The sequence below is a fragment of the Streptomyces sp. NPDC052687 genome (genome assembly GCF_040678395.1).
Lineage (GTDB): Bacteria > Actinomycetota > Actinomycetes > Streptomycetales > Streptomycetaceae > Streptomyces.
The window spans coordinates 1-22,678 of the sequence record NZ_JBFATR010000059.1; the positions used below are offsets into that span (position 1 = coordinate 1).

The window sequence follows — 22,678 nt, forward strand, 5'->3', positions numbered from 1 at the left end:
TCGCGGACGGGCGGCCGTTCTTGTCGATGGTGGCCGACTGGGTGGTGCCGCCGGGGTAGACCGTCTTGGTGCGCTTGTCGTTGTTGTTGTAGTCGAAGTCGGTCTTCTTGCCGTCCGGCGCGATCAGGTAGTCCAGGCGGCCGGCGGCGTCCCACGTGTAGTCGGTCTTCCCGGTGGGGTCGGTGTAGTGGTCGACCTCGCCGCCCGGGGTGTAGGCGAGGGCGGTCTGCGCACCGTTCTGCAGGGTGCGGATCCTCTCGCGGTTGAGTTCGTCGTAGTCCCAGCGGGTGGTGCCGGAGGCGTCGGTGCGGACCTTGAGGTTGCCGTCGCCGTCGTAGTCGAAGGTGACGGTCGCGTTGGTCGAGGACACCTTCGTGACCCGGTCGCGGGTGTCGTAGGTGTAGACGGTCTTGATGCCGCGGCCGTCGGTGACGGTCTCGACGCGGCCGAGCGCGTCGTAGGTGTACGTCGTCTCACCCAGCGGCGCGGGCGGCGTGACCTTGGACAGGTTGCCCTTGTCGTCGTAGGTGAAGGACGTCTTCGACGAGCGGGTGTCGTTGATCTTCACCGTCGCCGTGCAGCGCTGGCCCTCGAAGCCGCCGCAGGTGGGGGTGGCCTTGTTGTAGGTGTAGGTGCGCTGCCCGCCGGCGGTGCCGGACGTGGTGACCGACATGGTGTTGCCGTTGGTGTCGTAGGAGAACGAGTCCTTGCGGCCGTCGGCGGAAGTGAAGTCGTTCGGCAGGTCCGTGCCGGCGATCGTCTGGTACGCCGTCACCGACGCGGTGGCACCCATGGGCAGCTGGGTCTTGACCGGGTTGTTGCGGGTGTCCCAGCCGTAGGTGGTGACGTTGCCGCCCGTGCCGTCCGTCCCCGTGCCCATCGCGTCGGTCGTGGTCTGGGTCAGGTGGTTGGTGTAGCTGGCGTGGCGGTAGTGGTCCAGCGGGTCCTTGACCTTGGTGACCTCGCCGTCGGCGTTGTGCCAGTAGACCGTGGCGTCGCCGTCCGGGTCGGTGACCGTCGTGGTGCCGGCGTCCTGCGGCGTGGCCGCGCTGTAGTCGAAGCGCCAGGTCGGGCCGGTGTGGCCGCTGGCCGACGACTCGGTGGCGCGCTGCATCGAGGTCACGCGGTTGTGGCCGTCGTAGGTGAAGACGGTGACCGTGCCTTCCGGGGTGGTCACCTTGATCAGGCGGCCGTCGCCGTCGTAGGTGTACGAGGTGGCCTTGCCCGCGGTGTCGGTCACCTTGGCGAGGTGGCCGTGCGTGTCGAGGTCGAAGACGGCGGTACGGCCGGTGTGGTCCTTGGCCTGCCACTGGTTGCCGTACGTCTTGACCAGGTCGATCCAGCGGCCCGAGCGGGTCTCGGTGAGCTTGAAGCCCTTGTGCTCGCCGCTCTCGTCGTGCTGGTCGACGGTGATCGTGCCGTGGTTCTTGTCCGCGACCTTGGTGAGCGTGCCGTGTGCGTCGTAGGTGTCGCGGCTGCCGGACTTGCGGTCGGTCAGGGTGTAGGTGCCGTCCGCGTTCTTCTTCAGGTCCTTGGAGTAGCCGGTCGGCGTGGTGTAGGTGCCGGTGCTGGTCTGCTTGAAGCGCAGGGCGGCTCCGGTGGCGTCGAAGACGACCACCTCGGTGTCGCCGATGTGGAGGTAGCGCTCGTAGCCCTGCCACCAGCGCTGCGAGACCTTGCCCCAAGGCGCCTCAAGGGAGTTGTAGGTGCGGGCGAGCTGGAGCTTCTGGCCGACGCCGGCGATGTCGAAGTCGGTGGCCGCGAGCATCAGGTTGCCGTTGGACAGGTTCACCCGGGCCACGAGGGCGTCGTTCAGGCGGGTGTCGAGGATGCGATGCCAGGGGACGTCGCCCTGGCCCTCGGGAACGAACGTCGTCTCGGCGGCCTCGGCGACGGCGGCTCTGCGGGCCGTTTCCGTCTTGCCGACCGTACGGGCCTGCTGCGTCGCTCGCCACGCGCGCACCTGCGTCGACGGATCGGACTCCGCCACGGAGGCCGGGGGCCTGGTCTCACCGGCCGGTGTAGCGGGCGCCTCGACCTTGGTCGGCTTGGTCCACGGGCTGTCCGGCTCGGGAAGCTCCGGCCTTGGCGTGGCCGCAAGACCCGGCGCCGCCGCGATCAGCAGTGCGACAGTGCTGATCGCGGCAACCAGCCCCGTTCTCCGGGACGTTCTGTGTGACGTTCGGGCACGCCGAGACGGCGTGCGCGCAGCACGTAAGTGCATCAGCTTTCCCCACAGGAAGTCAGACAGACAGTTATGCCTCTTGACCGCACCGGTCACAAGGCCCACACAACCTGTCACGAGAAGCGCACGACCCGGCGGGCCGTGCCCTCGAATCCCTGATCCATACGGGCCGGAATCGGCCCCGCCTCTTCCCGGGAAGATGGGGCGTCTTATACAGACATCACTCCCGATTGCCAGGCGGAATTGCTTGTTCTGTTACCTGTCGTCGTCACGGCATCGACCGAATGAGGCGGCATTGAGTCGAAGACCACGTGGGATGTCGCCGAGAAGATTCCACTCAGCCAAGCTGCGATCCACTCAGCAAACTGCCGACCAAGCGCCGCCATCCGTGGTCTTTTTTTCCTTGTCACGAGCCGGGACAGGAGCACGACCAGCCGGGTGCGCGGCACCCCGCCCGGCCACGCACTCGATGAGGGCGGCAGACCTACCGATCGAGGTCGTGGTGAAGGTGATCATCCCGCTCACCACAGCCGATGTCACCTCCGACGAACCCATCATCATCGGAGCCTGCGGTTAGGCCGTTTCCTTCGGATCACCTTGGCGACCAGATGAAGATGGCGGCGAGGTGGAGTCCCGCGAGGTAGATGGTGGCGGTCTTGTCGTAGCGAGTGGCCAGGCCGCGCCACTGCTTGATTTTGTTGATGCACCGCTCGACGGTGTTGCGCTGCTTGTAGGTCTCGCGGTCGAAGGCAGGGGGACGGTCGCCGAGCCGGCCGCGTCGCTTGCGGTTCGCGGCCTGGTCCGCCGGCTGCGGGATCACCGCCCGGATCTTCCGCTGTCGCAGATGGAGGCGGATCGCCCAGGACGAATACGCCTTGTCGGCCAGGACCACGTCCGGCGTCACCCTGGGGCGGCCGATCCGTCTGGGTACCCGTAACCGGGCCATGACCTGCTCGAATGCGGGTGCGTAACCGGCCTGGCCCCGCGTGATGACGAACGCCAGCGGTCGGCAACGACCGTCCGCGACGAGGTGGATCTTCGTGGTCAGTCCACCGCGGGAGCGTCCGAGGGCATGGTGCTCGGGCTCGCCGTCCGGGGCCCCTTTTGGCGGGCCCCGGCGGCGTGCTGGTGCGCACGCACGATCGTGGAGTCGACCGCACGACCCAGTCCAGGTCTCCTTCGGCGTCGGCCTGGGCGAGCAGGGCGGTGAAGACCTTCTCCCAGGTGCCGTCGGCGGCCCATTTCCGCAGCCGGTTGTGGGCGCCCTTCCACGAGCCGAAGTGCTCGGGCAGGTCCATCCACGGCGTGCCGGTGCGGTATTTGAACGCGATCGCGTCGATCACCTGCCGGTGATCACGCCACCGCCCACCTCGCCGAGGGGTCCGGTCCGGCAGCAACGGCTCGATACGGGCCCGCTGGGCGTCAGTCAACGACACAGCCCGACCAACGATCCGATGATCTGAAAGAAACGGCCTAGTCGCCGGCGCCGGTGGACCACCAAGGGCTGCGACCGCATGCAGATCCTCCAGAGCGAGCACTCCGCCTGCCTCTACGTGGCGCTGCCTGCCCGCACAACCTCTCAGGCCCCGGTGTGAATGTGGCAGGCCCACAGGGACGGCGCGTCCAAGTACCAAGCGCGATGCCTGCGAACCACCGTGTGCAGGACCCGGGCGCCCGCGACGCTCGGCCGCCCCAGGGGGACCTCGTTGTAGAAGTTCTCCGCGAACTCGACCGCGAGATGGTCGTTGAGCGGCCAGAGAGTGGCCACCACCTGAGGAAAACCTGCGAGCAGGAAGGCGGCGGCGATGTGCAGCGACTCGTCGGGGATCACCGCGCTGGTCTGGGCGGTGCTACAGGCCGAGAGAAACGCGAACTGGGCACTGGAAAGCCGCAGATGGTCGATGTCGAGCACCGTGAGGGGGTGGATGTGATGGTCGTGCAGTAGCAGCCGGCTGCGGGAGGGACTGGCCGGATCACTGAAGCCGTGGCAGGCGAAGTGGACCCAGGGGTGGTCGGGCAGGAGCTCCAGGACGCGGTCCCGGGTCGCTTCGGGGCCACTGAGGACGGTGTGCTCGGGGAATGACGTTCCCACCTGGAACGCCTCTTCGGCGGTGCCGGCCAGGTGGGCGGCTCCTTCCGTCTGCGCGAGTCCCACAGCCAGGAGCCGTACGGGACGCGGGGTGGACGGTTGTCGACGGCGCAGGTGGCGTAGCGCGCGGATGGTCGGGGTGTAGGAGGAGACAGCACGGTCGAGGACGCTGCGGCCTGCTCCCGCTCGGTGGTGGCCGGCGGCATGCAGGGGCAGGAAGGCAAGTGCCCCGGTGGGCATCCACCACAACCTGGTGCCGTCCGGGTCGTCCAGGGCGTCGATGGCCTTCAAGGTGTCCATGACGGGCTCGGCAATGGTGTCCCAGAGCCATTCGAGGAGCTCGTGCAGGGTGTCCTGGGCGGCGCCACTGTCCTCCAGTGGTACGGCGGGGTCGTGGGCCGCGGACACCGCCTCCAGCAGGATGTTCACCTGTTCGCGCACCGCACCGGGTGTGGCGCCGGGCAGATGGACGACCTCGACCCGGTCGGGGGTGAGGATGAGCGCGTCCGAGCGCAGGGCGCTGATGTTGAGTGCGACGACGGGGCCCGCGACCGTTTCGGCGAGCAGGTCGTCCGGTGAAGGAGGGGCCAGGAAATCGGACCGGCCGGGCAGCTTCCTGATCTCGGCGAGGGTGCTCTCCCAGGCCTGGTTGAGGTCGGCACGACGCTCGACGGCCCGCACGTCCTCGGTCTCTCTCGGGATACGCGGTCCGGCAACCGGTCCGATGCTGTTTCGCACCGAGGGAGCGACCCGAACGTCCAGGGCGCGTCCGATCTCCTCAAGCCGATCGGCGAGTTGGGGTGCCTGAATGCGGAGATCACCCAAGTCGCTCCGGATGTCGAGGAGCTGACCGAGGACCAGGCCCCGGCCCTGTTCAAGGAACTGAAGGGCGAGCGCGCGATCGCCGTGGTGCAGGGCACAGGCGGCGGCGTCGCCGGCCAGTCCGGCGGTGAGGCCGAGCTGGTGCTCCTGGTCGAACCGGGAGAGCTGCCGGGCCACCAGCTTGGGCAGTAGCGCGAAAGCGCGCCGGTAGGCGTCCATGGCCGGTTGCGGACGGCCGGCCGCCGCGGCGGCGTCGGCGCAGTGGCGGGCCCCGGCGAGCTGCAACGACACTGGAGCGTTTGGGCTGTGCGCGGCCGACCGGAAGGCCTCCACGGCGTCGTCCAGATCAGATCGGCGCCCAGTGAGCCGGTGGCGGGCCCGCAGCGCCGTACCGAGGTGACCCAGTGAGACGGCGCGGTGGGGATGGGTGTCGGCGAGCCGCTCGGTGGCCGAGCACAGCACCTGGATGGCTGCCTCCAGGTCCCGGCGGACTTTGAGGCGTTCGTACCGTTGGAACAGCGCGGTGCCGAGGTTGCTGAGGGCGCTGGTGCGGTCGTAGCCCTCAGGCACGGATTCGCGTACGGCGCGGCGCAGGATTTCGACGGTCTCCTGCAGGTCCGCGATGTCCTTACCGGTTTCGTAGCGGGTGTTCAGGCTCGCGGCGAGGTTGATCAGGTAGGAGATCCGGTCCGGGTGCTCGTCGGGAGTCGCCTCCACGGAGCGGCGCAGCACGTCGACGGAACGGTCCAGGGACGCCTGCCGCCCGGTGCGGTCGTGGTGCAGACGCAAGGCGTTGCCCAGGTTGGACAGCAGCCGCGGCCGGTCCCCGTGGTCCGGAGGAAGGGCGGAGACGGCGCCCTCCATGGCGGCCAGCGCCTCGTGAAGGTACGCCTCCGCGGCGGACATCTCGAAGCGGGTGAGCAGCGCATTGCCGACCACAGACAGACACAGGGCCCGGCGGACCGGGTCGGCGGCGGCCTCGACCCCTTCCCGCCCCGCATCGACAGCCTCGTCCAGCAGTGACAGGTCGCCGGTCCGCTCGTGGGCGGTGAGCAGCGCGGTGGCCAGGTTGTTCAGGTAGGCCGGCACGTTCGCGGGGTCGGCCCGGCGCAGCGCCCGTCCGGCCCTCGGATCGCGCAGCACCTCCAGGGCTTCCTTCAAATCCTCAATACGCCCGGAGTGTTCGTAGGAGGCCCAGAGGGAGGTGCCCAGGTTGGACAGCCGTCCCAGCAGGTAGGGGTCCTCCGGCCCGGTGCCGTGCAGCACCTGACGGAAGAGGGTCACCGACTCCCGCAGAGCCTGGGCGTCACCGGTCAGCTGGAACCAGACACGCAGAGCGGCCGCCAGTCCGGAAGCCGCAAGCGGCCGTTCGGGCCGGTCACCGTGGAGCGGCTCCAGCGCCAGCCGCCCCAGCCTGACGGCCTGTTCGGCGGCGTCCCGGTCACCGAGCCGAACGGCCAGGGTGCGCAGCGAGTTACCGAGGTTGACCATGATCGCCGTGCGTTCGGGATGGTCCTCGGGGAGGGATTCCAAAGCCGTGCGCTGGGTCCGGATCGCCTCCGACAGGGCCTCCCGATCGTCCGTGAGATCGAACCGGTCCTGCAGGCAGCTGCCCAGCTGGGACAGCACGGTCGGGCGGAGCGGGTGGTCTTCGTCGACGATGTCCACCGCCCGGCGGCACAAGGCCTCGGCCTCCTCCAGATCGGCGCGCCGGGCCTGCCTTTGGTGGCGGATGCGCAGAGCGCTGCCGAGCTGGACGAGCAGGACCGGAGAGTGCGGTGCGCCGGCCAGCGCCGCCCGGCTCGCCGAAATGCTCCCGGCAAGGTCATCCGGGGAGCGTGTGCGGCGGTGCCGGGCGAGCAGCACCGCGCCGAGATTGCCCAGCAGGGAGTGCTGCCCTTCACTCGGGAGGGCAGCCGCCCGGTGGGCGCAGTCCACCGCGTGGTCCAGTAGGGACAGGTCGCCGGTGCGCTCGAAGCAGGTCAGCCAAGCGGTGGCCAGATTGCCCGTGACATCGGCTTCCTGGGGCCCGCCGGGCATGGCGGCCACGGCCCGTTCCAGGACGTCCACGGCGGCGCGTGCCACCTCCGGCTCCGGGGTGGCACGCGCGCGGCGTAGCAGAGCGGTGCCCAGGGCGGCGAGCCGGTCGGCTCGGCCGTCGTCGGACGCGTGGAACAGGCCGGCCAGTGAAGCGGGGACGATGTCGGGCCTGACGTCGATCAAGGGCAGCAGGACGACGACGGCTGCCAGGAGTTCGTCCTCGTCCTCCCCTTCCGGCAGCGCCTGATAGCGGAACCAGTGGTACCAGCCCAGGGCCTGCCTGGCTGCCATGTCCTGTGTGGGTTCGGGCCCGTGCACATCGGGCGGCTCGACGACCATCCCGGCCACCGCGAGGGCCGCTTCGACGACCGAAGACGCCAGGGTCACCGCCGGGTCGCCGGTGCCGGAAGCGGTGGCCAGGGCATCCTGCAGGACCTGCCACGCGTGTTCCGCAGCCACCGTCCATGGCTCGTCAGCCGCCGTCGACGGATCGTCAGCCAGCCTCGATGGCTCGTCCGTATCCGAATCATTCATGCTTGCCCCCTCGCTGCCGTCCGCACTTTAGGGTGCTGCCCGGACCGTCGTGCAAGGATCCACAACTCGCCCTGGAAAGCTCCCATTTGCTCCGGTGGCTCCGCTACGCTGGCGCCGAACGTGGCGGGTGCGGGCTCCTCGCAGGTGGGGTGTGCACGGGTGCAGAAGTGGTCAGGTCTCTCCGCCACCGTCGGCGGGCCGGCTCCCACAGACGCAGGAGGACATGTGACCACTCCCGACGAGGCAGACTCGGCACACCTGGCGGCCGCTCTCCCACCGAACACAGCACGGCTCCTGAGCGACGTACGGGCCTGGCGGCTCACCGAGGAGGGCTGGAGCAAGGTCCGTGAGGCCCTGCGCCTTCTGGCCGCAGCCATCGACCAGAGCCGGCCGGACCAGGCCCGCAGGGCGGTCACGATGATCAAAATCTGCGGGCCCGTACGGGTCGTACGCGACGCCAATCCCGCGATGGCGGAGCCGCCCCCCGTCGGAGGACTCCCGCAGGACGTCGGCGAACTCGTCAACCACGTGGTGCACACCCTGGGGCTGCCGCAGACACCCCCGCCGGACGGAGACGGCAGCGGGGCAGACACGGCGACCGGCGGCCCCGGCGGTAGCGGACCGACGAGCTGAGATGAGCACCTCCTCAAGCCCTCATTCCCCCTCACCACCGCCCGTGCACCGGCCGGCCCTGCTCACCCACGTCTTCTACCCCGCCGACCGCCTCGGCTCCGGTCACACGGCGACCAGGTCTCATCTGCACGACCTGTGGACCGCGATCACCAGCGCCGGCCTGACGGAGCCCCTCGGCGGACACCCGACCCGCCTCGACAGCACCGCTGCACCACCGGTCACCGACACACTGCGCGTCCTGGCGGCCGCCTGCCAGACCGACCCCGGCCAGGTGTACACCGCACTCGCCTACCAGTGGCACGACGCCGTCGCCGTCACCCTCATGCAGGCGCCCAACTCGGCCGCCCTCCACTGGAGGGCGCTGGCGACGCGCTGGGAGGCGCTGCTGCCCCCGCCCGGCGAGGCGGTGCTGCTGGGTACCGCCGCCGTCCACATGGGTCTGCTCACCACCGCGTCTCCAGCGGATCCGGCAGCGGTGGCCCCCTTGATCAGCGCCGAGGTCCCCGACCCCTTCGACTCCGGTTGGTGGCACAGCGGAGCGCGAACACGTCAGGGCTACCTGCTCTGGGACCTGCCCGCGCCCACGGGAGGCACCGCCTCGACGCACCGCAGGCTCGCCGTCCTTGCACCCTCCTCCCAGGAGGCAGAGCTCGACGCGTGGGTCTGGAGCTCTCCCGTTCCCGGCCTGGTTCCCTTCACGAGGTACCTTCTCCACGCCGCCAAGGCGCGCTACGAACGCCAGGTGCTGCTGTCCGGCCTGCCCGCGCTGCGCAGCCTGCGGACGGAAACGGACGGTGTCTGCGGATCCCTGTTCGGCAAGACCTCCGACTGGCCCCACGCGGCTCCCGGACCCTCCCTTGACGCGCTCACATCCGCCCGCCAGGACCTGCGCCGGCTGCGCATCGCATCCGGTGGCCTCACCACGTCGCTGAGCTCCGTACGCGCGCTCGCCCAGACGCTGGAGGCGGCCAAGGCCAACATGGAGGTGGCGGTCGGCGGCGACTTCCTCACACCGGACGACGGCCCGCTCGGCCACGACCTGCGCACAGCCGGCGTCACTCTCGCCCAGGCCCGCGCGGAAGAGGTGTACCTGAGCGCCGCCCACGCACGCGCCGGTGACGTCATCGCCCACGCGGAAGCGGAGACGGCGTCCAGACTCAGCGACCACCAGACCCGGCTGGCGCTGTGGCAGACCTCGTTTCTCGGGGCGCTGCTGATGCTGCTCGCCGCCATCCAGTCCTTCTCCTACAAGGTTCCGCTGCCCGGCCCTCTGATCGCCCCCTCCATCTGCCTCCTCAGCAGCCTCGCCCTCGCCCTGCCCGTCGTCACATGGCACTGGTCCCTCAGCACCGCCCCGGCCCGCCGCGCACGAGCCACTCTCGTGGCCAGCGGGGCGGTCGGCGCGTCACTCGGCTGGCTCCTGTTCTCTCTCACCGCCCACCTCGTCCAGCGCCCGTCCGCGCCCACCTGGACAGTCGTCTCCGCCGCAGCCGGAGCCGTGCTCCTCATGACCGCCGACGTCCTGAGGAGTCGTCACATAGCCTGCACAAGGTCGCGCCTGGCCAGCTCGTAGCGTGCCGGGCACACCGCCCGATCCGCGCCCGGCGTGCCGCGTGGGGTTTCAGTCCGGACACAGCCCGCCGGGCTCTACGGTGCACCGGTGAGCGACACGATGCCGCCGACCGGTGAGGACGAACTGCCCGAGGTCGACGAGGTCCTGGCCGCCGCCATGGCCGTGCAGGGCCCATCGGGCGTACGGGCGCTGGGCCTGCTGCGGGACGCGCGCCAAATCCTGACCGGTACCCTGCTGGAGCAGTCGGCGGAGGTCGCGGAGTCGTGTCTGCGGGGCGCCGCGGACGCCCTGATGAGCCTGACGGGCGTCCCGGTTGCGGCGGGCCACCGACCTGCTGGACGCGGTGGGCCCTCTCCCCGATCCGCCGGTTGATGAGCCCGCGACCGACACCCCGGATGGCCCGATGCCGGCGGGGGAGACGGACGCCACCAGCTACGCCCCAGTCGGCGAGCCCCTCGGACCCGCCGCCGTACCCCGGCAGTCCGCCAGCCCGCCTGCGGACCCGTCCGCCGGCGGCACGGGCTGCGCCGTCGCCTTTTTGGGAACTAGATCTTATCGATCTGCCAGGCGATCATGCCGGTGGCTCCGGCATTGCCGTCGATGTCGATCCGGACGGGCTTGTCTGCGGTGATGCGCTGCTGGAGGACGGAGCTGTCACAGGGCACGGTGGCCTTCTGGCCCGCGCTCGCCGGGGTGAACCGCATCTGGGCGCTTCCTGTGCCGACGCAGGCGACGTTGATTCGGTATGCCTCGCCCTTGGTCAGTGTCGGTTAGGTGTGGATGCCTTCGCTGACGCGCTCCACACCTGATTCGACCAGGGTCCCGTCGTGGAAGCCCGCCAGTGCCGCCTCGGCCTGTTCGGTGAGTTTCTTCTCCGACGCACCACGGGGTTCGGGGGACGATGCAGTTGTCGGGCTGGACGACGGTGTCGTGCCCGCAGTGTCGCCGCTGTCGGAGGTGCAGGAGGCGAGCAGAGCCGCCGTTGACGCGACGGCGAGAGCGGTCAGACAGGCCCTGACGGGAAGTGAGGTCATGAGGAAGTCTCCCAGTACTTCCAGCCGGTCTCCTTGGTGGGCAGGGTTTCCTTACCACTGCCGATCTTCACACCGCCGCAGCCGTCGCCGCTGGACCGGTACTTCTCCCACGACACCTTGTAACCCCACGAGCCGTACTGCAGGTGCCCGTACTTGTTGCACCTGACGTCGTGGCTGTAACGGTGGCCGGTCGTGACCCCCACACTCGCTGCGATCTTGGCACTGACGCTGGCCTTCGCCTTGGCGATGACCGCGTCCAGCTCCGCCTCGGCGCCTACGGTCATCTCGCCGGAGACGGACTCCACGACGGCCATGGGCATCACCAGGACCAGCAGCACGGCGCGCGGCGGCGACAGCCCGGCGAGCACCTGGAGCAGCCCGCCGGTGGCGGCGAGCGCGCCGACGAGCCGCACGGACGGCCTGCGCAGCCGCGCGCCGAGCACCGCGCCGAGGTTGCCGCCGACGGCGAGCACGGTGGAGACGGTGGCGAAGGACCCGGCACCGCCCGCGAGGGGGCCGGTGACGAGGACGGCGAGGGTGAGGCCGTAGTGGCGGCCGAAGACCGCGCTGACGCCGGTGATCCCGGCGAGCGCGACCAGCCGGGGCCGCTTCACGAAGAACGCCGGGCCCTCACGGACGGTCATGTCCCCGCTCGTGCGCCCCGCGCGCCGTGTGCCCTTGCGCGGGAGGCGACGAAGAGGAACGACAGCCCGTTCGCGGCGTAGGCGGCACCCGTGCCGAGGAAGCCGGCGCGACCCCCGCGAGGGCGGTGCCGGCGAGCCGCCCGGCGCTGTGCACCAGGGAGCCGACTCCGCCCATCGTGGCAGACGGGATCCCCGGGGTCCGGACCGGGCGCCCTCGCCGCGAACGCGCCCCGACGGGCGAGTCCGGGCCCGGCCGCCGCACTTGGCCCACCCTGTGCACGTGCTCACAAGCAACTGCCGGGCGCCCGTTGCGGCACTCGGGTGTACTCCTCGCCGCCCGCGTTACGGCGTCCCCCGCACGGGCACCCGGAAGGCTGGGCGGGCCCGTCCGGGAACCGCCCGAGTCGCGATGGAGGGAGTGACATGGGACACGGAGGAAACGTCATCGACGAGCTGGTGACGGACCACCGGGAGGTCGAGACGCTCTTCGGCCGGATCGAGGCGCTGCCCTCGGGCGACAAGGACCGCAAGGTCTACGCGGACCAGGTCGTCATGGAACTGGTGCGCCACTCCGTGGCCGAGGAGGCCCATCTGTACCCGGCCGTGCGGGAGCACATTCCCAACGGGGACGCGATGGCCGACAAGGAGCTCGAGGACCACGCCAAGGCCGAGCAGATCATGAAGGATCTGGAGCGCTGCGAGGCGGACGACCCCGAGTTCGACCGGCTGATCGGCATGCTCATGATGGAGATCCGCTCGCACGTGGCCGACGAGGAGGAGAACCTCTTCCCGATGCTGCGCCGGTCCTGTCCGGCGGAGGCCCTCGACGAGCTGGGCGACAAGGTGCGCCAGGCGAAGAAGATGGCGCCGACCCGCCCGCACCCGTCCGCCCCGGACAAGCCCCCGGCCAACAAGCTGCTCGCACCCGGCGTCGGCATGGTCGACCGGATGCGCGACATGCTGACGGGCCGCGGCAAGAAGGACTGAGCCGCACCCGGCCCCGCGCCCGAGGAAGCACCGGACGGTTCAACCCCGCCCCGCAACAGCGCACGGACGGACAGACAGCGCACAGACACGACGGCGGCCGTGGCCCACAGCCACGGCCGCCGTCGTGTCTGTGTCCACGGCTCCTCCGGCTCAGCCGGCCTCGGCTCAGCCGGCCTCGGCCGACCGACGTACCGACCCGACCGACGTACCGACCCGACCGACGTACCGACCGCCGCGCCGGGGGCCCTCAGCCGACGTACCGCCGCGCCGGCGACGACCGCCGTGCCTGCTCCAGGGCCACCAGCCGGGCCTCCAGGTCGGGCGGGACGGGATCGCGCTGCCGCAGCACCCAGGGCAGTCCGGCCGCGGCGTGGGCGAAGGCCCGCGCGGTGGCCCGGTCGTGCGGCACCGTGCGCAGCAGGTACCAGGTGCGGCGCACCGCCGACAGCCAGGGGCGGCGCAGCCAGGTGAACCAGAGGGTGTTGCGCAGGCCGAGGACGCGGCGGTGGGTGCTGTCGCGGACCGGCGAGGCGGCGTGGTGGATGGTGATCTCGGGGATGTAGCAGAGCCAGTGGCCGCGCCGCAGCAGGTCGGTGGCGAGCAGTTCCTCCTCGCCGCCGAGCCACAGTCCGGGGTGGAAGCCGCCCGCCGCGCGGAAGACGTCGGCGCGCATCACGGTGGCGGCGGCGAGGAACGAGCCGAGGGCGGGGCCGGGCAGCCAGTCGGGGCCGGTGAGCGGCGAGTCGCGCAGCTCGGCGACGACGGGGTCCTCCTCGCCGGACGGTTCGACGACGATCCGCGCGGTCACGGCGGCGACCCGCGGGTGGGCGTCCAGCACGTCCGCCGCGCGGCGCAGGGAGCCGGGTTCCCACCAGGTGTCGTCGTCGCAGAAGGCCACGTAGGGGGTGCGGACGTGGCGGACGGCGAGGTTGCGGCCGACGGCCCCGAGGTTGCGTCCGGGGCGCAGCAGCAGGACCTCGGGGTGATCGCGGGCGACGGCGTCCGCGGTGCCGTCGCTCGAGCCGTTGTCGGTGACGATCACCTGGGGCCGCTCCGGCAGGTCGCGCAGGGTGCGCAGGGTGCGCAGCAGCTCGGGGCGGCGGTCACGGGTGATCACGACGACCGTCGTACGGCCGTCCGGGCGGGCCGTGTCGTCGGTCACGGCTGCCCTCCCTCCAGCAGTCGGGCGGCTTGTTCGACGCGTGCGGGCAGCGGTCTGCGGTGTCCGAGGGCGGCGGGCAGCCGGGCGAGCGTGCCGCGCAGCGCGGCGCCCGCCGCGGGTTCGCCCCGGACGGCCTCGGCGGCGAGGCGGGCGGTGGCGCGCAGGGCGACCGGGGCGGGGCGCCGCAGCCAGGCGGTGAGCACCGCGTTGCGGCGCTGGGCGGCGGAGCGGCCGGGCCGTTCGGCGGGGTCGGGGTGGTGCAGGGCGGTCACCGAGGGCACGTAGCACACGCCCCAGCCGCGGGCGGCGAGGTCGTAGGCGAGCAGGGTCTCCTCGCCGCCGAAGAACAGCACCGGGTGGTAGCCGCCCGCGTCGAGGAAGGCGCGGCGGCGCACCACGGACGCGCAGGCGAGGAAGCCGAGCACGGGGGTGCCGGGGAGGCCGGGGTCGCGGGGCAGCGGGGAGGCGGCGAGGACGGTGTTCAGCGGGTCCTCGGCGGCGTAGGGGCCGACGAGGGTGCGCGCGGCGAGCAGTCCGAGGCGCGGGTGGGCGTCGAGGACGTCGGCGGCTGTGGTGAGCGCGCCGGGCGCCCACCAGGAGTCGTCGTCGCTGAACGCGACGTAGGGGGTGGTGGCGTGCCGTACGGCGAGGTTGCGGCCGAGGGCGCCGGTGTTGCGGCCGGGGGTGAGGACGCGGGCGCCCACGGGGTGGTCGCGGACGGCGGCTGCGGTGGCGTCGGCGGAGTCGTTGTCGACGACGATGACGGGGGGCCGCTCGGGCAGTTCGGCCAGCCGGTCCAGGGTGCGCAGGACGCTCGCGCGGCGGTTGCGGGTGATCATGGCGACGGTGATCCGGCCGGCCGCGGGCGGGCGGGAGCGGGCGGCGTCGGGCAGGGCCTGCGGGTGCACGCCTCATGTCCTTTCGTCGAGCAGCCGGTGCACGGCGCCGGCCACGTCCCGGGCGGTGCACGCGTCCGGGGCGAGCAGCACGCTGGGCACGCCGTCCGGGCGGCGCGGCGCGCCGGGCGGGACGAGCGAGACGACCGGGGTGCCGGTGGCGGCGGCGAGATGGGCGGGTCCGGGCGCGCCGGTGACGACGGCGTCGGCGGCGCGCAGCACCCCGGCGAACCGCCGGGGGTCGGTACGGCCGCCGAGGTCCACGGCGATGTCCGCGCTGACGTGCCGGGTGAGGGCGCTCTCCTCCGGTCCGCCGGTGACGACGACGCGGTGCCCGGCGTCGGCCAGCGCGCTGACCACGGCCGCGCAGTGGTCGGGGTCCCAGGCGTGGCCGGGCGGCCCGGCGCCGGGGTGGACGACGACGTAGGGGCCGGCGCCGGTGAGCTGGGCGGTGTCGGGCGGGGGTACGACCCGCAGCCGTCCGTCGTCCCCGGCGCGCGGGCGGAAGCCGAGCGCGGCGGCGGTGCCGAGGACCGCCCGCGGGCGGGTGTCGCCGCAGGCGGCGACCCGGTGCACGCGCGCCCGGAGCAGCAGCTGCTCGGCGGGGCCGGGGCTGTGTCCGCCGGGGGCGAGGACGAGTGCCACGTCGTAGGCCTCGTTTCGCAGCCGCCGCACCAGCGGGTCGTCGTCCGCCCGCCCGTCCTCGGGGGTTCGCGGCGGCGGTTCCCATACGACGACGTCGTCGACGTGGGGCAGCAGCCGGGCGGCGGGTTCCCCGCCGGGTCCGCACAGCACCGTGACGGGGTGCGCGCGGGTGGCGACCGCGCGGACGGCGGGGCCGGCGAGAAGTGCGCCGGTGAATCCGTCGAGGGGGACGACCAGGGCCTTCACCGCTCGACCACCTCCGGCTCGGCGGCACCGGGCGCGCAGTGCTCGGCGACGTGGGCGATGGTCCGCTTGAAGCCCTCCTCCCAGGGCACCGCGGGTGCCCATCCGTAGAGCTCGCGGGCGAAGGTGGTGTCGGGCCTGCGCCGGGCGGGGCCGTGCGCGCGGCCGGGCCGGTACTCCAGGCGGGAGGGGGATCCGGTCAGGTGGATCACCCGGCGGGCGATCTCCTCGACGGTGACCTCGTCGTCGCCGCCGATGTTCACGGGCCGTACGGCGCGGCTGGCGGCGACCCGGAGCACGCCCTCGACGACGTCGTCCACGTAGGCGAGCGACCGGGTCTGGCTGCCGTCGCCGTCGACGGTGAGCGGGGCTCCGGTGAGCGCCTGCCGGATGAAGGTGGGCAGTGCCTGGCGGCCGTCCGCCCGCATCCGGGGGCCGTAGGTGTCGAACAGGCGGACGATTCCGGCGTCGGTGCCACGGGCGGCGGCGCAGGCGGTGGTCAGCGCCTCGGCGAACCGCTTGCCCTCGTCGTGGGCGCTGCGCGGCGCGACGGGGTCGACCTGTCCCCAGCAGTCCTCGCGCTGCGGATGCGCCGCCGGGTCGCCGTAGACGTGGCAGGCGGAGGCCAGCAGGAAGCGGGCGCCGTCGCGCTCGGCGACGGCGAGGGCGTTGCGGGTGCCGGGGCCGGCGGCGTCCAGCGCGGCCAGCCGGCAGCCGAGGCAGTCGGCGGGCGAGGCGGGGCCGGCGAAGTGCAGGACGAGGTCGTAGGGGCCGGTCAGCGCGTGCAGGCAGCCGGGGGCGCTCACGTCCCGCCGCAGGAAACGGAAGCCGGGGCGTGCGGTCAGCGCGCGGATGTTGTCGAGGGAGCCGGACGACAGGTCGTCCAGGCAGTCGACCTCCACTCCCGCATCGATCAGACGTTCGCACAGGTGGGAGCCCAGAAACCCGGCGCCGCCGGTGACCAGGGCCCTTTTCCAGGCGGGCCGGGACATCGGCAGCGGTATCGCGGAGAACGCCATCGGCGTCATGTACACGGCCTCCTTCCGCCGATGCGGGGCCTTCCCCGTCGTCAGGGGGACGGCGAGCGGCGCCCGAGTGCCCCGGGGGGCGGTTTTCATACTCCGACGTCCGGTGCCGCTGTGCCACAGGAGGCGCAGGTGACGGGGGCCGCGGGCGTCACCCGTCCGGCGGTCCGGTTCCCCCGTTCGCGCGCCACCCGTCGCCGTCCGGCCACCCGGCCGGACGGTGCCGTCTGGTGCACCTCCCCTGACGCCTGGGACAGTTGACGCGACCTCAGGGGGGATGTGTGAGCACTCAAGTGACGACGCGTCAGACTCGGTTGCCCGCGCGCAGAACGGTCCTGGCACTCCTCACGGCACTGGGCTCGCTGGCCGGCGCTGCCCTGGCCGGGGCGGCTCCGGCCGGCGCCGCCGCGGCGGCCGTCGACATCGCTCCCGGCGTGGTCTACGAGACGTTCGACTTCCAGGCGGCCAGGGGCCCGGTCCGCGCGCACGTGCTGACCGTCGACCTGCGCCGCCCCGGGGTGCGCCTGGACCTGCTGTATCCGGGAGCGGTGGCCGCGCGGTCGACCGTGTCGCGGCTCGCCGACGGACAGGGCGCCGTCGCGGGCGTCAACGGGGACTTCTTCAACATCACCGAGACCCAGCACCCGGGCGTCGAGGCGACCGGCGCGAGCGTCGGACCGGCCGTCGCGAGCGGCCGGACGCTGAAGGGCGCGGTGCCGGACGGGCAGCGCTTCGGCCCCGCCCTGCCGCCCGGCACCTCCACCCGGGACGTGTTCGGCGTGGGCGTGGACCGCCGGGCCCGCCTGGACAGCCTGGCCCTGGACGGCTCGGTCACCACCGCGGCCGGGCGCGTGCCGCTCGGCGGCCTCAACCAGTACGCCCTCCCGGTCGGCTCCGTCGGCGCCTTCACCGCGGACTGGGGCAACGCCTCCCGGGTGCGCGCCACCTGCGGTACGGACACCGAGCGCGCCGCGCCGTGCAGCGCCGACACCCACGAGGTGACGATCCGCCAGGGGCGGGTGGTGACGACCGATCCGAGGCCGGGCGGCGGCCCCATCGCCCCCGGCACCACCGTGCTCGTCGGACGCGAGGCGGGGGCCCAGTGGCTGCGCGAGCTCGCCGTCGGCGACGCCGTGCGGGTGCACCACCGCCTGGTGGCGTCCCGGTCGCGGATCCCGTACCGCTTCGCCGTCGGCGGCTATCCGGTGCTCTCGGACGGGGAGCCTCTGCCGGGCCTCGACGACCGGACCGCGGCCGTGCGCTCCGCGGTGGGCCTCGCGAGCGGCGGCCGGCGTGTCCTGCTGCTCTCCCTCGACGGCTCCCCCGAGTACCGCGCCGGTCTCACGATCGCCGAACTCGCCGACGTGCTGCGCCGCCTGGGCGCGGACGACGCCTTCAGCCTCGACGGCGGCGGCTCCTCCACCCTGGTCGCCCGCGACCCGGGCGCCGGCACCGTCACCGTCCGCAACCATCCGGCGGGCGGCGCCGAACGGCCGGTGCCGAACGGGATCGGGGTGTTCTCGGGGCCGTGACCTGACCCGGCGTGTTCCCGCTCGTCCTTACGGCCGGAAGCTGCTGACGATGTCGGCGGTCGCCGTCAGGCCGCTGTGGATCGTGGGGGCGACGCTCGTGCTCGCCAGGTAGAAGCCGAGCAGCAGGCAGACCAGCGCATGGGAGATCTTCAGTCCTCCGTTGCGCAGGAAGATCACCGCCAGGATCAGGAGCAGCAGCACCACAGAGATGGACACGGCCATCGTCAACCTCCTCCGCCACGCCGTCACGCGTCCGGTTCACGGCGTTCGGCCGCAAGTGTGGCGTAGCGGAGGGTTCGTCCGGGCGGCTGGGCTGTCCTCCGAACGAGTGGTGTCTACGCCGGCCGGTGGGCGTCGAGGAAGGCTTCGAGGCCCGCGAGGTCGTCGGTGTTGAGGTGGTCGACGCCGGCGGCGAGGAGTTCCGACCACACCGCCTGCCGCTCCGGTCCGGGCCGGTCGGGGGTGGCCCAGAAGCGGACCCGCTGCCCGTGCTCGTGCGCGGCGCCCACGATGGCGTGCAGTTTCGCGCGTTCCGCCGCGGGGAAGGCGCCCGTGCCCTGCCAGGTGAAGTGCCGGGTCCAGTTGTCGCTGACGAGCGGCGCGAAGGAGGCGGGCGCGGGGCCGCCGAGGTCGGTGAGCCGGGCGTCGTAGAAGGCCCGGCGGACGGTCTGGGCCTCCATGGGCGCGCGGGCCGCCCGGTCGCCGGAGATCACGGCGGTGACCGGGCCGGGGAGCACCCGGCCGCGGACGTAGGTGGTGAACAGGTGGCGGTAGCGGCGCAGGTGCCGGTCCAGCTCCGCGTAGGTCGACGAGCCCTCGGTCTTGAGGTCGATCAGGAGCTGCAGGGAGCCGCGGTGGCCGCCGTACACCGAGCCGCGGTGGGCGCGCACGCGCGCGGCGAGGGGGTCGAGGTAGAGGGCTTCGAGGGTGCGGGCCGGGTCGAGGTCCTCCGGGTCGTGGGCGACGAGGAGCTGGTCGTCGACGAGGAAGATGTCCGCCTCGACGCTGCCGAAGCGGTGGTCGAGGGCGTCGAGGAGGGGGCGGGGGTGCTCGTAGTCGTTGTGGGCGTGGGCGCGCCACAGCGGGCGGGGCCGGTGGTGCCGCTCCGTGGCGAGCGCGCCGCTCGTGGGCAGGGCGACGGTGCCCGCGAGGGCGGCGCCGAGGGTGGTGAGGGCTCTGCGGCGGGTGGTGAGGGCCATGCGCTGCCTCCCAGGGGTGCGGGTCGGGACGCAGCGAGTATGCGATCGCGGAGACCTCAAGGGGACGGTGTGCGCGGCGAGTTGGCCGGAGTGCCGTCAGCTGTTCACTTCGGCGCGGGAGCGGCACGGGAAAGCCCGCCCCAGGTCGGGCGGGCTTTCCCGTGAGGGTCCGTCAGGGTGTGCCGGGGGTGTGTCAGGGGGCCTGGAGGTCCACCAGTTCGGCCAGGGCCGCGCGGTGGGCGCCCGCGGTGCCGTAGGCGATCGAGTCGGCCTTGGCCCGCTTCAGGTACAGGTGGACGGGGTGCTCCCAGGTCATGCCGATGCCGCCGTGCAGTTGCAGGGCCTCCTCGGCGGCGCGGACGGCGACCGGCGCGGCGTAGGCCTGGGCGACGGCGACCGCGACGTCGGTGTCCTCACCGGTGGCGAGGGCGTCCGCGGCGGCCCGGGCGGCGGCGCGCAGGCTGACGACCTCCAGCCACAGCCGGGCGAGCCGGTGCTTGAGCGCCTGGAAGCCGCCGACGGGCCGGTTGAACTGCTTGCGGTCCTTCAGGTAGCGGACCGTCTCGGTCAGCGTCCAGTCGGCGAGGCCCAGTTGCTCGGAGGCGAGCAGTCCGGCGGCGGTGCGCAGGGCGCGGCCGACGGCGGGTGCGGCGGTGCCGATGCGGCGGGCCGGGGCACCGTCGAGGGTGACCGTCGCCAGCGGCCGGGTGAGGTCCAGCGACGTCTGCGGGGTGACGGTCGCGGCGGCGGCGTCGACCGCGTACAGCCCGCCGTCGTCGCCGGGCACGAGCAGGACGTCCGCGACGGCGGCGTCGGCGATGCCGGTCAGCTCCCCGTGCAGGGTCCCGTCCTCGACGCGTACGGTCCGCACCGCGCCGCCCGCCACGCCGCCCGCGGCGACGTCGAGCGCGACCGCGAGGGCGCCGACGCGCCGGCCGGACGCCAGCTCCACGACCAGGTCGTCGGCGTCGTCGCAGGCCAGCAGCGCCTCGGTGGCGACGACCGCGCTGGTCAGATAGGGCACCGGGGCGACGGCGCGCCCCAGTTCCTCCAGGACGACGGCCGCTTCGCGGTGGGTGGCGCCCTGGCCGCCGCGCTCCTCGGGCACCAGCAGTCCGGCCAGGCCCATGCCGTCGGTGAGCGCCTTCCACAGCCTCAGGTCGTGCGGGGCGTCCGACTCGGCGCGCGCGAGGACGGCGGCCGGGTCGCAGTGGTCGGCGAGCAGGTCCCGGACGGCGGCGCGCAGCGCCTCTTCCTCCTCCGAGTACAGCAGGTCGGGGTCGGTCATCGGGCGAGGTCCTTCCAGGCGACGTCCTTGTCGGTGCGCGGTTCGGCGGGCAGGCCGAGGACGCGCTCGGCGACGATGTTCAGCAGGACCTCGCTGGTCCCGCCCTCGATGCTGTTGCCCTTGGAGCGCAGATAGCGGTACCCGGCCTCGCGGCCGGTGAAGTCCACGTGCTCGGGGCGGCGCATGGTCCAGTCGTCGTAACGCAAGCCCTCCTCGCCGAGGAGTTCGACCTCCAGGCCGCTGATGGCCTGGTTGAGGCGGGCGAAGCCCAGCTTCATGCCGGCGCCCTCGGGGCCGGGCTGGCCGGCGACGAGCTGCTGGCGCAGGCGTTCGCCGGCCAGCCGGGCGACCTCGGCCTCCACCCAGAGGGTGAGCAGCCGCTGGTGCAGGTCGTGGGTGCGCAGCTCGGGACGCTCGCGCCAGGTCTTCGCGACCGGGCCGATCATGCCGCCCTCGCGCGGGAGGCGCATACCGCCGATGGCGACGCGTTCGTTGTTGAGGGTGGTCTGCGCGACCCGCCAGCCGTCGCCGGCCTCGCCGAGGCGGTGGGCGTCGGGGATGCGGACGTCGGTGAGGAAGACCTCGTTGAACTCGGCCTCGCCGGTGATCTGCCGCAGCGGGCGGACCTCGACGCCGGGGTCGGTCATGTCGCACAGGAAGTAGGTGATGCCCCGGTGCTTGGGCACGTCCGGGTCGGTGCGGGCGATGAGGATGGCCCAGCGGGCGAGGTGGGCGCTGGAGGTCCACACCTTCTGCCCGTTGACGACCCAGTGGTCGCCCTCGCGCACGGCGCGGGTGCCGAGCGCGGCGAGGTCGGAGCCGGCGCCGGGCTCGCTGAACAGCTGGCACCACACCTCCTCGCCGGTCCACAGCGGCTTCAGGAAGCGCTTCTTCTGCTCCTCGGTGCCGTACTGGAGGATCGTCGGGGCGGCCATGCCGAGGCCGATGCCGATGCGGCGCGGGTCGTTGTCGGGGGCGCCCGCGGCCTCGAGTTCGGCGTCGACGACGGCCTGGAGGGAACGCGGGGCGCCCAGTCCGCCGAGGCCTTCGGGGAAGTGCACCCAGGCGAGCCCGGCGTCGAAGCGGGCCCGCAGGAACTCCAGCCGGCCGGTTGTGGCGGGCGGGTGCGCGGCCAGGAACTCCCGGGTGCGGCGGCGCAGTTCGGCGGCGTCGGTCATGCGGGCTCCTCCATCACGACGGCGATCCGGCCGGTGCTGCGGCCGTCCGCGACCTTCTGCACGGCGGCCGCGGCCCCGGCGAGCGGCACGCGCTCGCTGACCAGCGGCTTGATCGCGCCGCGGGCGGCCAGCTCGGTGAGCTGGTCGTGGCAGTGCCGCACCAGCTTCGGGTTCTTGGTGTTGTACAGGCCCCAGTGCAGTCCGAGGATTGAGTAGTTCTTCACCAGGGCGTGGTTGAGGGCGGGGCTCGGGATGGTGCCGCTGGCGAAGCCGACGACCACGATCCGCCCCTCGAAGGCGACCGTCTTGGCGGACTGGGTGTAGGCCTCGCCGCCGACCGGGTCGTAGATCACGTCGGCGCCGCGGCCGCCGGTGGCCTCCTTGACGGCGGCGACGACGTCCTCGGCGCGCCGGTCGATGACCACGTCACAGCCCAGTTCCCGGGCGACGGCGGCCTTGTCCGCGCCGCCGACGACCCCGATGACGGTGGCGCCGGCCGCCTTGCCGAGCTGGACGGCCGCACTGCCGACACCGCCGGCGGCGGCGTGCACGAGCAGCGTCTCGCCGGCTTCCAGCCCGGCCCGGCGGTGCAGGCCGAACCAGCCGGTCTGGTAGCCGATGTGCAGGGCGGCCGCCTCGGCGTCGTCCAGCGCCTCGGGGGCGGGCAGCAGGGCGGCGGCGTCCGCGACGGCGTACTCGGCGAAACCGCCGTACGGCAGCGCCGGGTTGCCGATGACGCGGCGGCCGTCCTCGGTCTCGCCGCAGATCTCCACGCCGGGGGTGAACGGCAGCGGCGGGCGGACCTGGTACTGGCCCCGGCACAGCAGCGCGTCCGGGAAGTTGATGTTCGCGGCGCGGACCCTCACCAGGACCTGGCCGTCGCCGGGGGTGGGCCGCTCGGCCTCCGCCAGGCGCATCACCTCACTCGGCTCGCCGTTCTCGTGCACGTGCCATGCCTGCATGCGGGGC

At 72.8% G+C, this 22,678-nt stretch carries 18 protein-coding genes and 2 pseudogenes; 5 read left to right on the forward strand and 15 right to left on the reverse strand.

Features of this window, described 5'->3' with window-relative positions; all coding sequences use genetic code 11:
* From AB0K92_RS30025 to AB0K92_RS30035, 3 genes and pseudogenes are all read right to left on the reverse strand, one after another.
* On the reverse strand, nt 1-1,990 hold a 1,990-nt coding region (locus AB0K92_RS30025), incomplete at its 3' end, for a DUF6531 domain-containing protein (protein ID WP_365928071.1).
* 787 nt (nt 1,991-2,777) lie between these two features.
* Nucleotides 2,778-3,636: pseudogene (locus AB0K92_RS30030) on the reverse strand (IS5 family transposase).
* A gap of 128 nt (nt 3,637-3,764) precedes the next feature.
* Complete coding sequence (locus tag AB0K92_RS30035; RefSeq protein ID WP_365928073.1) at nt 3,765-7,595, reverse strand: CHAT domain-containing protein; 3,831 nt, start codon at nt 7,593-7,595, stop codon at nt 3,765-3,767.
* A 300-nt stretch (nt 7,596-7,895) separates the two neighbouring features.
* Between AB0K92_RS30035 and AB0K92_RS30040 the strand changes: the two genes are divergently transcribed.
* The 3 genes from AB0K92_RS30040 to AB0K92_RS30050 all read left to right on the forward strand — a co-directional run bounded on the left by AB0K92_RS30040 (nt 7,896) and on the right by AB0K92_RS30050 (nt 10,248).
* Nucleotides 7,896-8,303, forward strand: coding sequence for a CATRA system-associated protein (locus AB0K92_RS30040; protein ID WP_365928075.1), 408 nt, complete (start codon nt 7,896-7,898; stop codon nt 8,301-8,303).
* Between the two features lie 43 nt (nt 8,304-8,346).
* Nucleotides 8,347-9,876, forward strand: a complete 1,530-nt coding sequence (locus tag AB0K92_RS30045) for a CATRA conflict system CASPASE/TPR repeat-associated protein (RefSeq protein ID WP_365928077.1) — start codon at nt 8,347-8,349, stop codon at nt 9,874-9,876.
* 87 nt (nt 9,877-9,963) lie between these two features.
* Nucleotides 9,964-10,248: a hypothetical protein gene (locus tag AB0K92_RS30050; RefSeq protein WP_365928079.1), complete on the forward strand. Its 285-nt coding sequence runs from the start codon at nt 9,964-9,966 to the stop codon at nt 10,246-10,248.
* A gap of 173 nt (nt 10,249-10,421) precedes the next feature.
* Here the strand turns inward: AB0K92_RS30050 and AB0K92_RS30055 are convergent, their stop codons facing one another.
* The 3 genes and pseudogenes from AB0K92_RS30055 to AB0K92_RS30065 all read right to left on the reverse strand — a co-directional run.
* Complete coding sequence (locus AB0K92_RS30055) at nt 10,422-10,580, reverse strand: hypothetical protein (RefSeq protein WP_365928081.1); 159 nt, start codon at nt 10,578-10,580, stop codon at nt 10,422-10,424.
* Between the two features lie 66 nt (nt 10,581-10,646).
* Nucleotides 10,647-10,910: a hypothetical protein gene (locus tag AB0K92_RS30060; protein ID WP_365928083.1), complete on the reverse strand. Its 264-nt coding sequence runs from the start codon at nt 10,908-10,910 to the stop codon at nt 10,647-10,649.
* A gap of 290 nt (nt 10,911-11,200) precedes the next feature.
* Nucleotides 11,201-11,744 (reverse strand): annotated as a pseudogene (locus AB0K92_RS30065) (MFS transporter); the annotation flags it as partial.
* A gap of 233 nt (nt 11,745-11,977) precedes the next feature.
* On the opposite strand from AB0K92_RS30065, the gene AB0K92_RS30070 reads away from it, so the two are divergent.
* Entirely contained in the window at nt 11,978-12,541 is a 564-nt protein-coding gene (locus AB0K92_RS30070; protein WP_165996078.1) for a hemerythrin domain-containing protein, read from the forward strand.
* A gap of 247 nt (nt 12,542-12,788) precedes the next feature.
* On the opposite strand, the gene AB0K92_RS30075 is transcribed toward AB0K92_RS30070, so the two are convergent.
* The 4 genes from AB0K92_RS30075 to AB0K92_RS30090 are packed head-to-tail and all read right to left on the reverse strand — an operon-like array spanning nt 12,789 to nt 16,515.
* Entirely contained in the window at nt 12,789-13,703 is a 915-nt protein-coding gene (locus AB0K92_RS30075; RefSeq protein ID WP_365928085.1) for a glycosyltransferase, read from the reverse strand.
* Nucleotides 13,700-14,611 (reverse strand): glycosyltransferase, encoded by a 912-nt coding sequence (locus tag AB0K92_RS30080; RefSeq protein ID WP_365928087.1) that lies wholly within the window; start codon nt 14,609-14,611, stop codon nt 13,700-13,702. The genes AB0K92_RS30075 and AB0K92_RS30080 overlap by 4 nt, the downstream gene beginning before the upstream one ends.
* 3 nt (nt 14,612-14,614) lie before the next feature.
* Nucleotides 14,615-15,490, reverse strand: coding sequence for a glycosyltransferase family 9 protein (locus AB0K92_RS30085; RefSeq protein WP_365928089.1), 876 nt, complete (start codon nt 15,488-15,490; stop codon nt 14,615-14,617).
* Entirely contained in the window at nt 15,487-16,515 is a 1,029-nt protein-coding gene (locus AB0K92_RS30090) for an NAD-dependent epimerase/dehydratase family protein (RefSeq protein WP_365928091.1), read from the reverse strand. Before AB0K92_RS30090 ends, AB0K92_RS30085 begins: the two co-directional genes overlap by 4 nt.
* A 290-nt stretch (nt 16,516-16,805) precedes the next feature.
* Here AB0K92_RS30090 and AB0K92_RS30095 point away from each other — a divergent pair, with 290 nt between their 5' ends.
* Complete coding sequence (locus tag AB0K92_RS30095; protein WP_365928093.1) at nt 16,806-18,044, forward strand: phosphodiester glycosidase family protein; 1,239 nt, start codon at nt 16,806-16,808, stop codon at nt 18,042-18,044.
* 27 nt (nt 18,045-18,071) lie between these two features.
* Here AB0K92_RS30095 and AB0K92_RS30100 read toward each other — a convergent pair whose 3' ends face one another.
* The 5 genes from AB0K92_RS30100 to AB0K92_RS30120 form a co-directional block, all read right to left on the reverse strand.
* A complete protein-coding gene (locus AB0K92_RS30100; RefSeq protein ID WP_165996086.1) occupies nt 18,072-18,266 on the reverse strand; it encodes a hypothetical protein in 195 nt (64 codons plus the stop codon).
* Nucleotides 18,267-18,379: 113 nt separating this feature from the next.
* On the reverse strand, nt 18,380-19,243 hold the full coding sequence (locus AB0K92_RS30105; RefSeq protein ID WP_365928095.1) for a phosphatidylinositol-specific phospholipase C/glycerophosphodiester phosphodiesterase family protein: 864 nt from the start codon (nt 19,241-19,243) through the stop codon (nt 18,380-18,382).
* Nucleotides 19,244-19,436: 193 nt separating this feature from the next.
* Nucleotides 19,437-20,531, reverse strand: coding sequence for an acyl-CoA dehydrogenase family protein (locus AB0K92_RS30110; RefSeq protein ID WP_365928097.1), 1,095 nt, complete (start codon nt 20,529-20,531; stop codon nt 19,437-19,439).
* Entirely contained in the window at nt 20,528-21,709 is a 1,182-nt protein-coding gene (locus AB0K92_RS30115; protein ID WP_365928099.1) for an acyl-CoA dehydrogenase family protein, read from the reverse strand. Before AB0K92_RS30115 ends, AB0K92_RS30110 begins: the two co-directional genes overlap by 4 nt.
* Entirely contained in the window at nt 21,706-22,671 is a 966-nt protein-coding gene (locus AB0K92_RS30120; protein WP_365928101.1) for an NADPH:quinone oxidoreductase family protein, read from the reverse strand. The genes AB0K92_RS30115 and AB0K92_RS30120 overlap by 4 nt, the downstream gene beginning before the upstream one ends.
* Nucleotides 22,672-22,678 lie beyond the last annotated feature (7 nt).

Excerpts from the sequence above, each read along its gene's own strand:
- AB0K92_RS30055 (WP_365928081.1), bottom strand. The coding sequence starts at position 10,580 with ATGCGGTTCACCCCGGCGAGCGCGGGCCAGAAGGCCACCGTGCCCTGT.
- AB0K92_RS30115 (WP_365928099.1), bottom strand. The coding sequence starts at position 21,709 with ATGACCGACGCCGCCGAACTGCGCCGCCGCACCCGGGAGTTCCTGGCC.
- AB0K92_RS30100 (WP_165996086.1), bottom strand. The coding sequence starts at position 18,266 with ATGGCCGTGTCCATCTCTGTGGTGCTGCTGCTCCTGATCCTGGCGGTG.
- AB0K92_RS30110 (WP_365928097.1), bottom strand. The coding sequence starts at position 20,531 with ATGACCGACCCCGACCTGCTGTACTCGGAGGAGGAAGAGGCGCTGCGC.
- AB0K92_RS30060 (WP_365928083.1), bottom strand. The coding sequence starts at position 10,910 with ATGACCTCACTTCCCGTCAGGGCCTGTCTGACCGCTCTCGCCGTCGCG.
- AB0K92_RS30070 (WP_165996078.1), top strand. The coding sequence starts at position 11,978 with ATGGGACACGGAGGAAACGTCATCGACGAGCTGGTGACGGACCACCGG.
- AB0K92_RS30105 (WP_365928095.1), bottom strand. The coding sequence starts at position 19,243 with ATGGCCCTCACCACCCGCCGCAGAGCCCTCACCACCCTCGGCGCCGCC.
- AB0K92_RS30120 (WP_365928101.1), bottom strand. The coding sequence starts at position 22,671 with ATGCAGGCATGGCACGTGCACGAGAACGGCGAGCCGAGTGAGGTGATG.
- AB0K92_RS30090 (WP_365928091.1), bottom strand. The coding sequence starts at position 16,515 with ATGACGCCGATGGCGTTCTCCGCGATACCGCTGCCGATGTCCCGGCCC.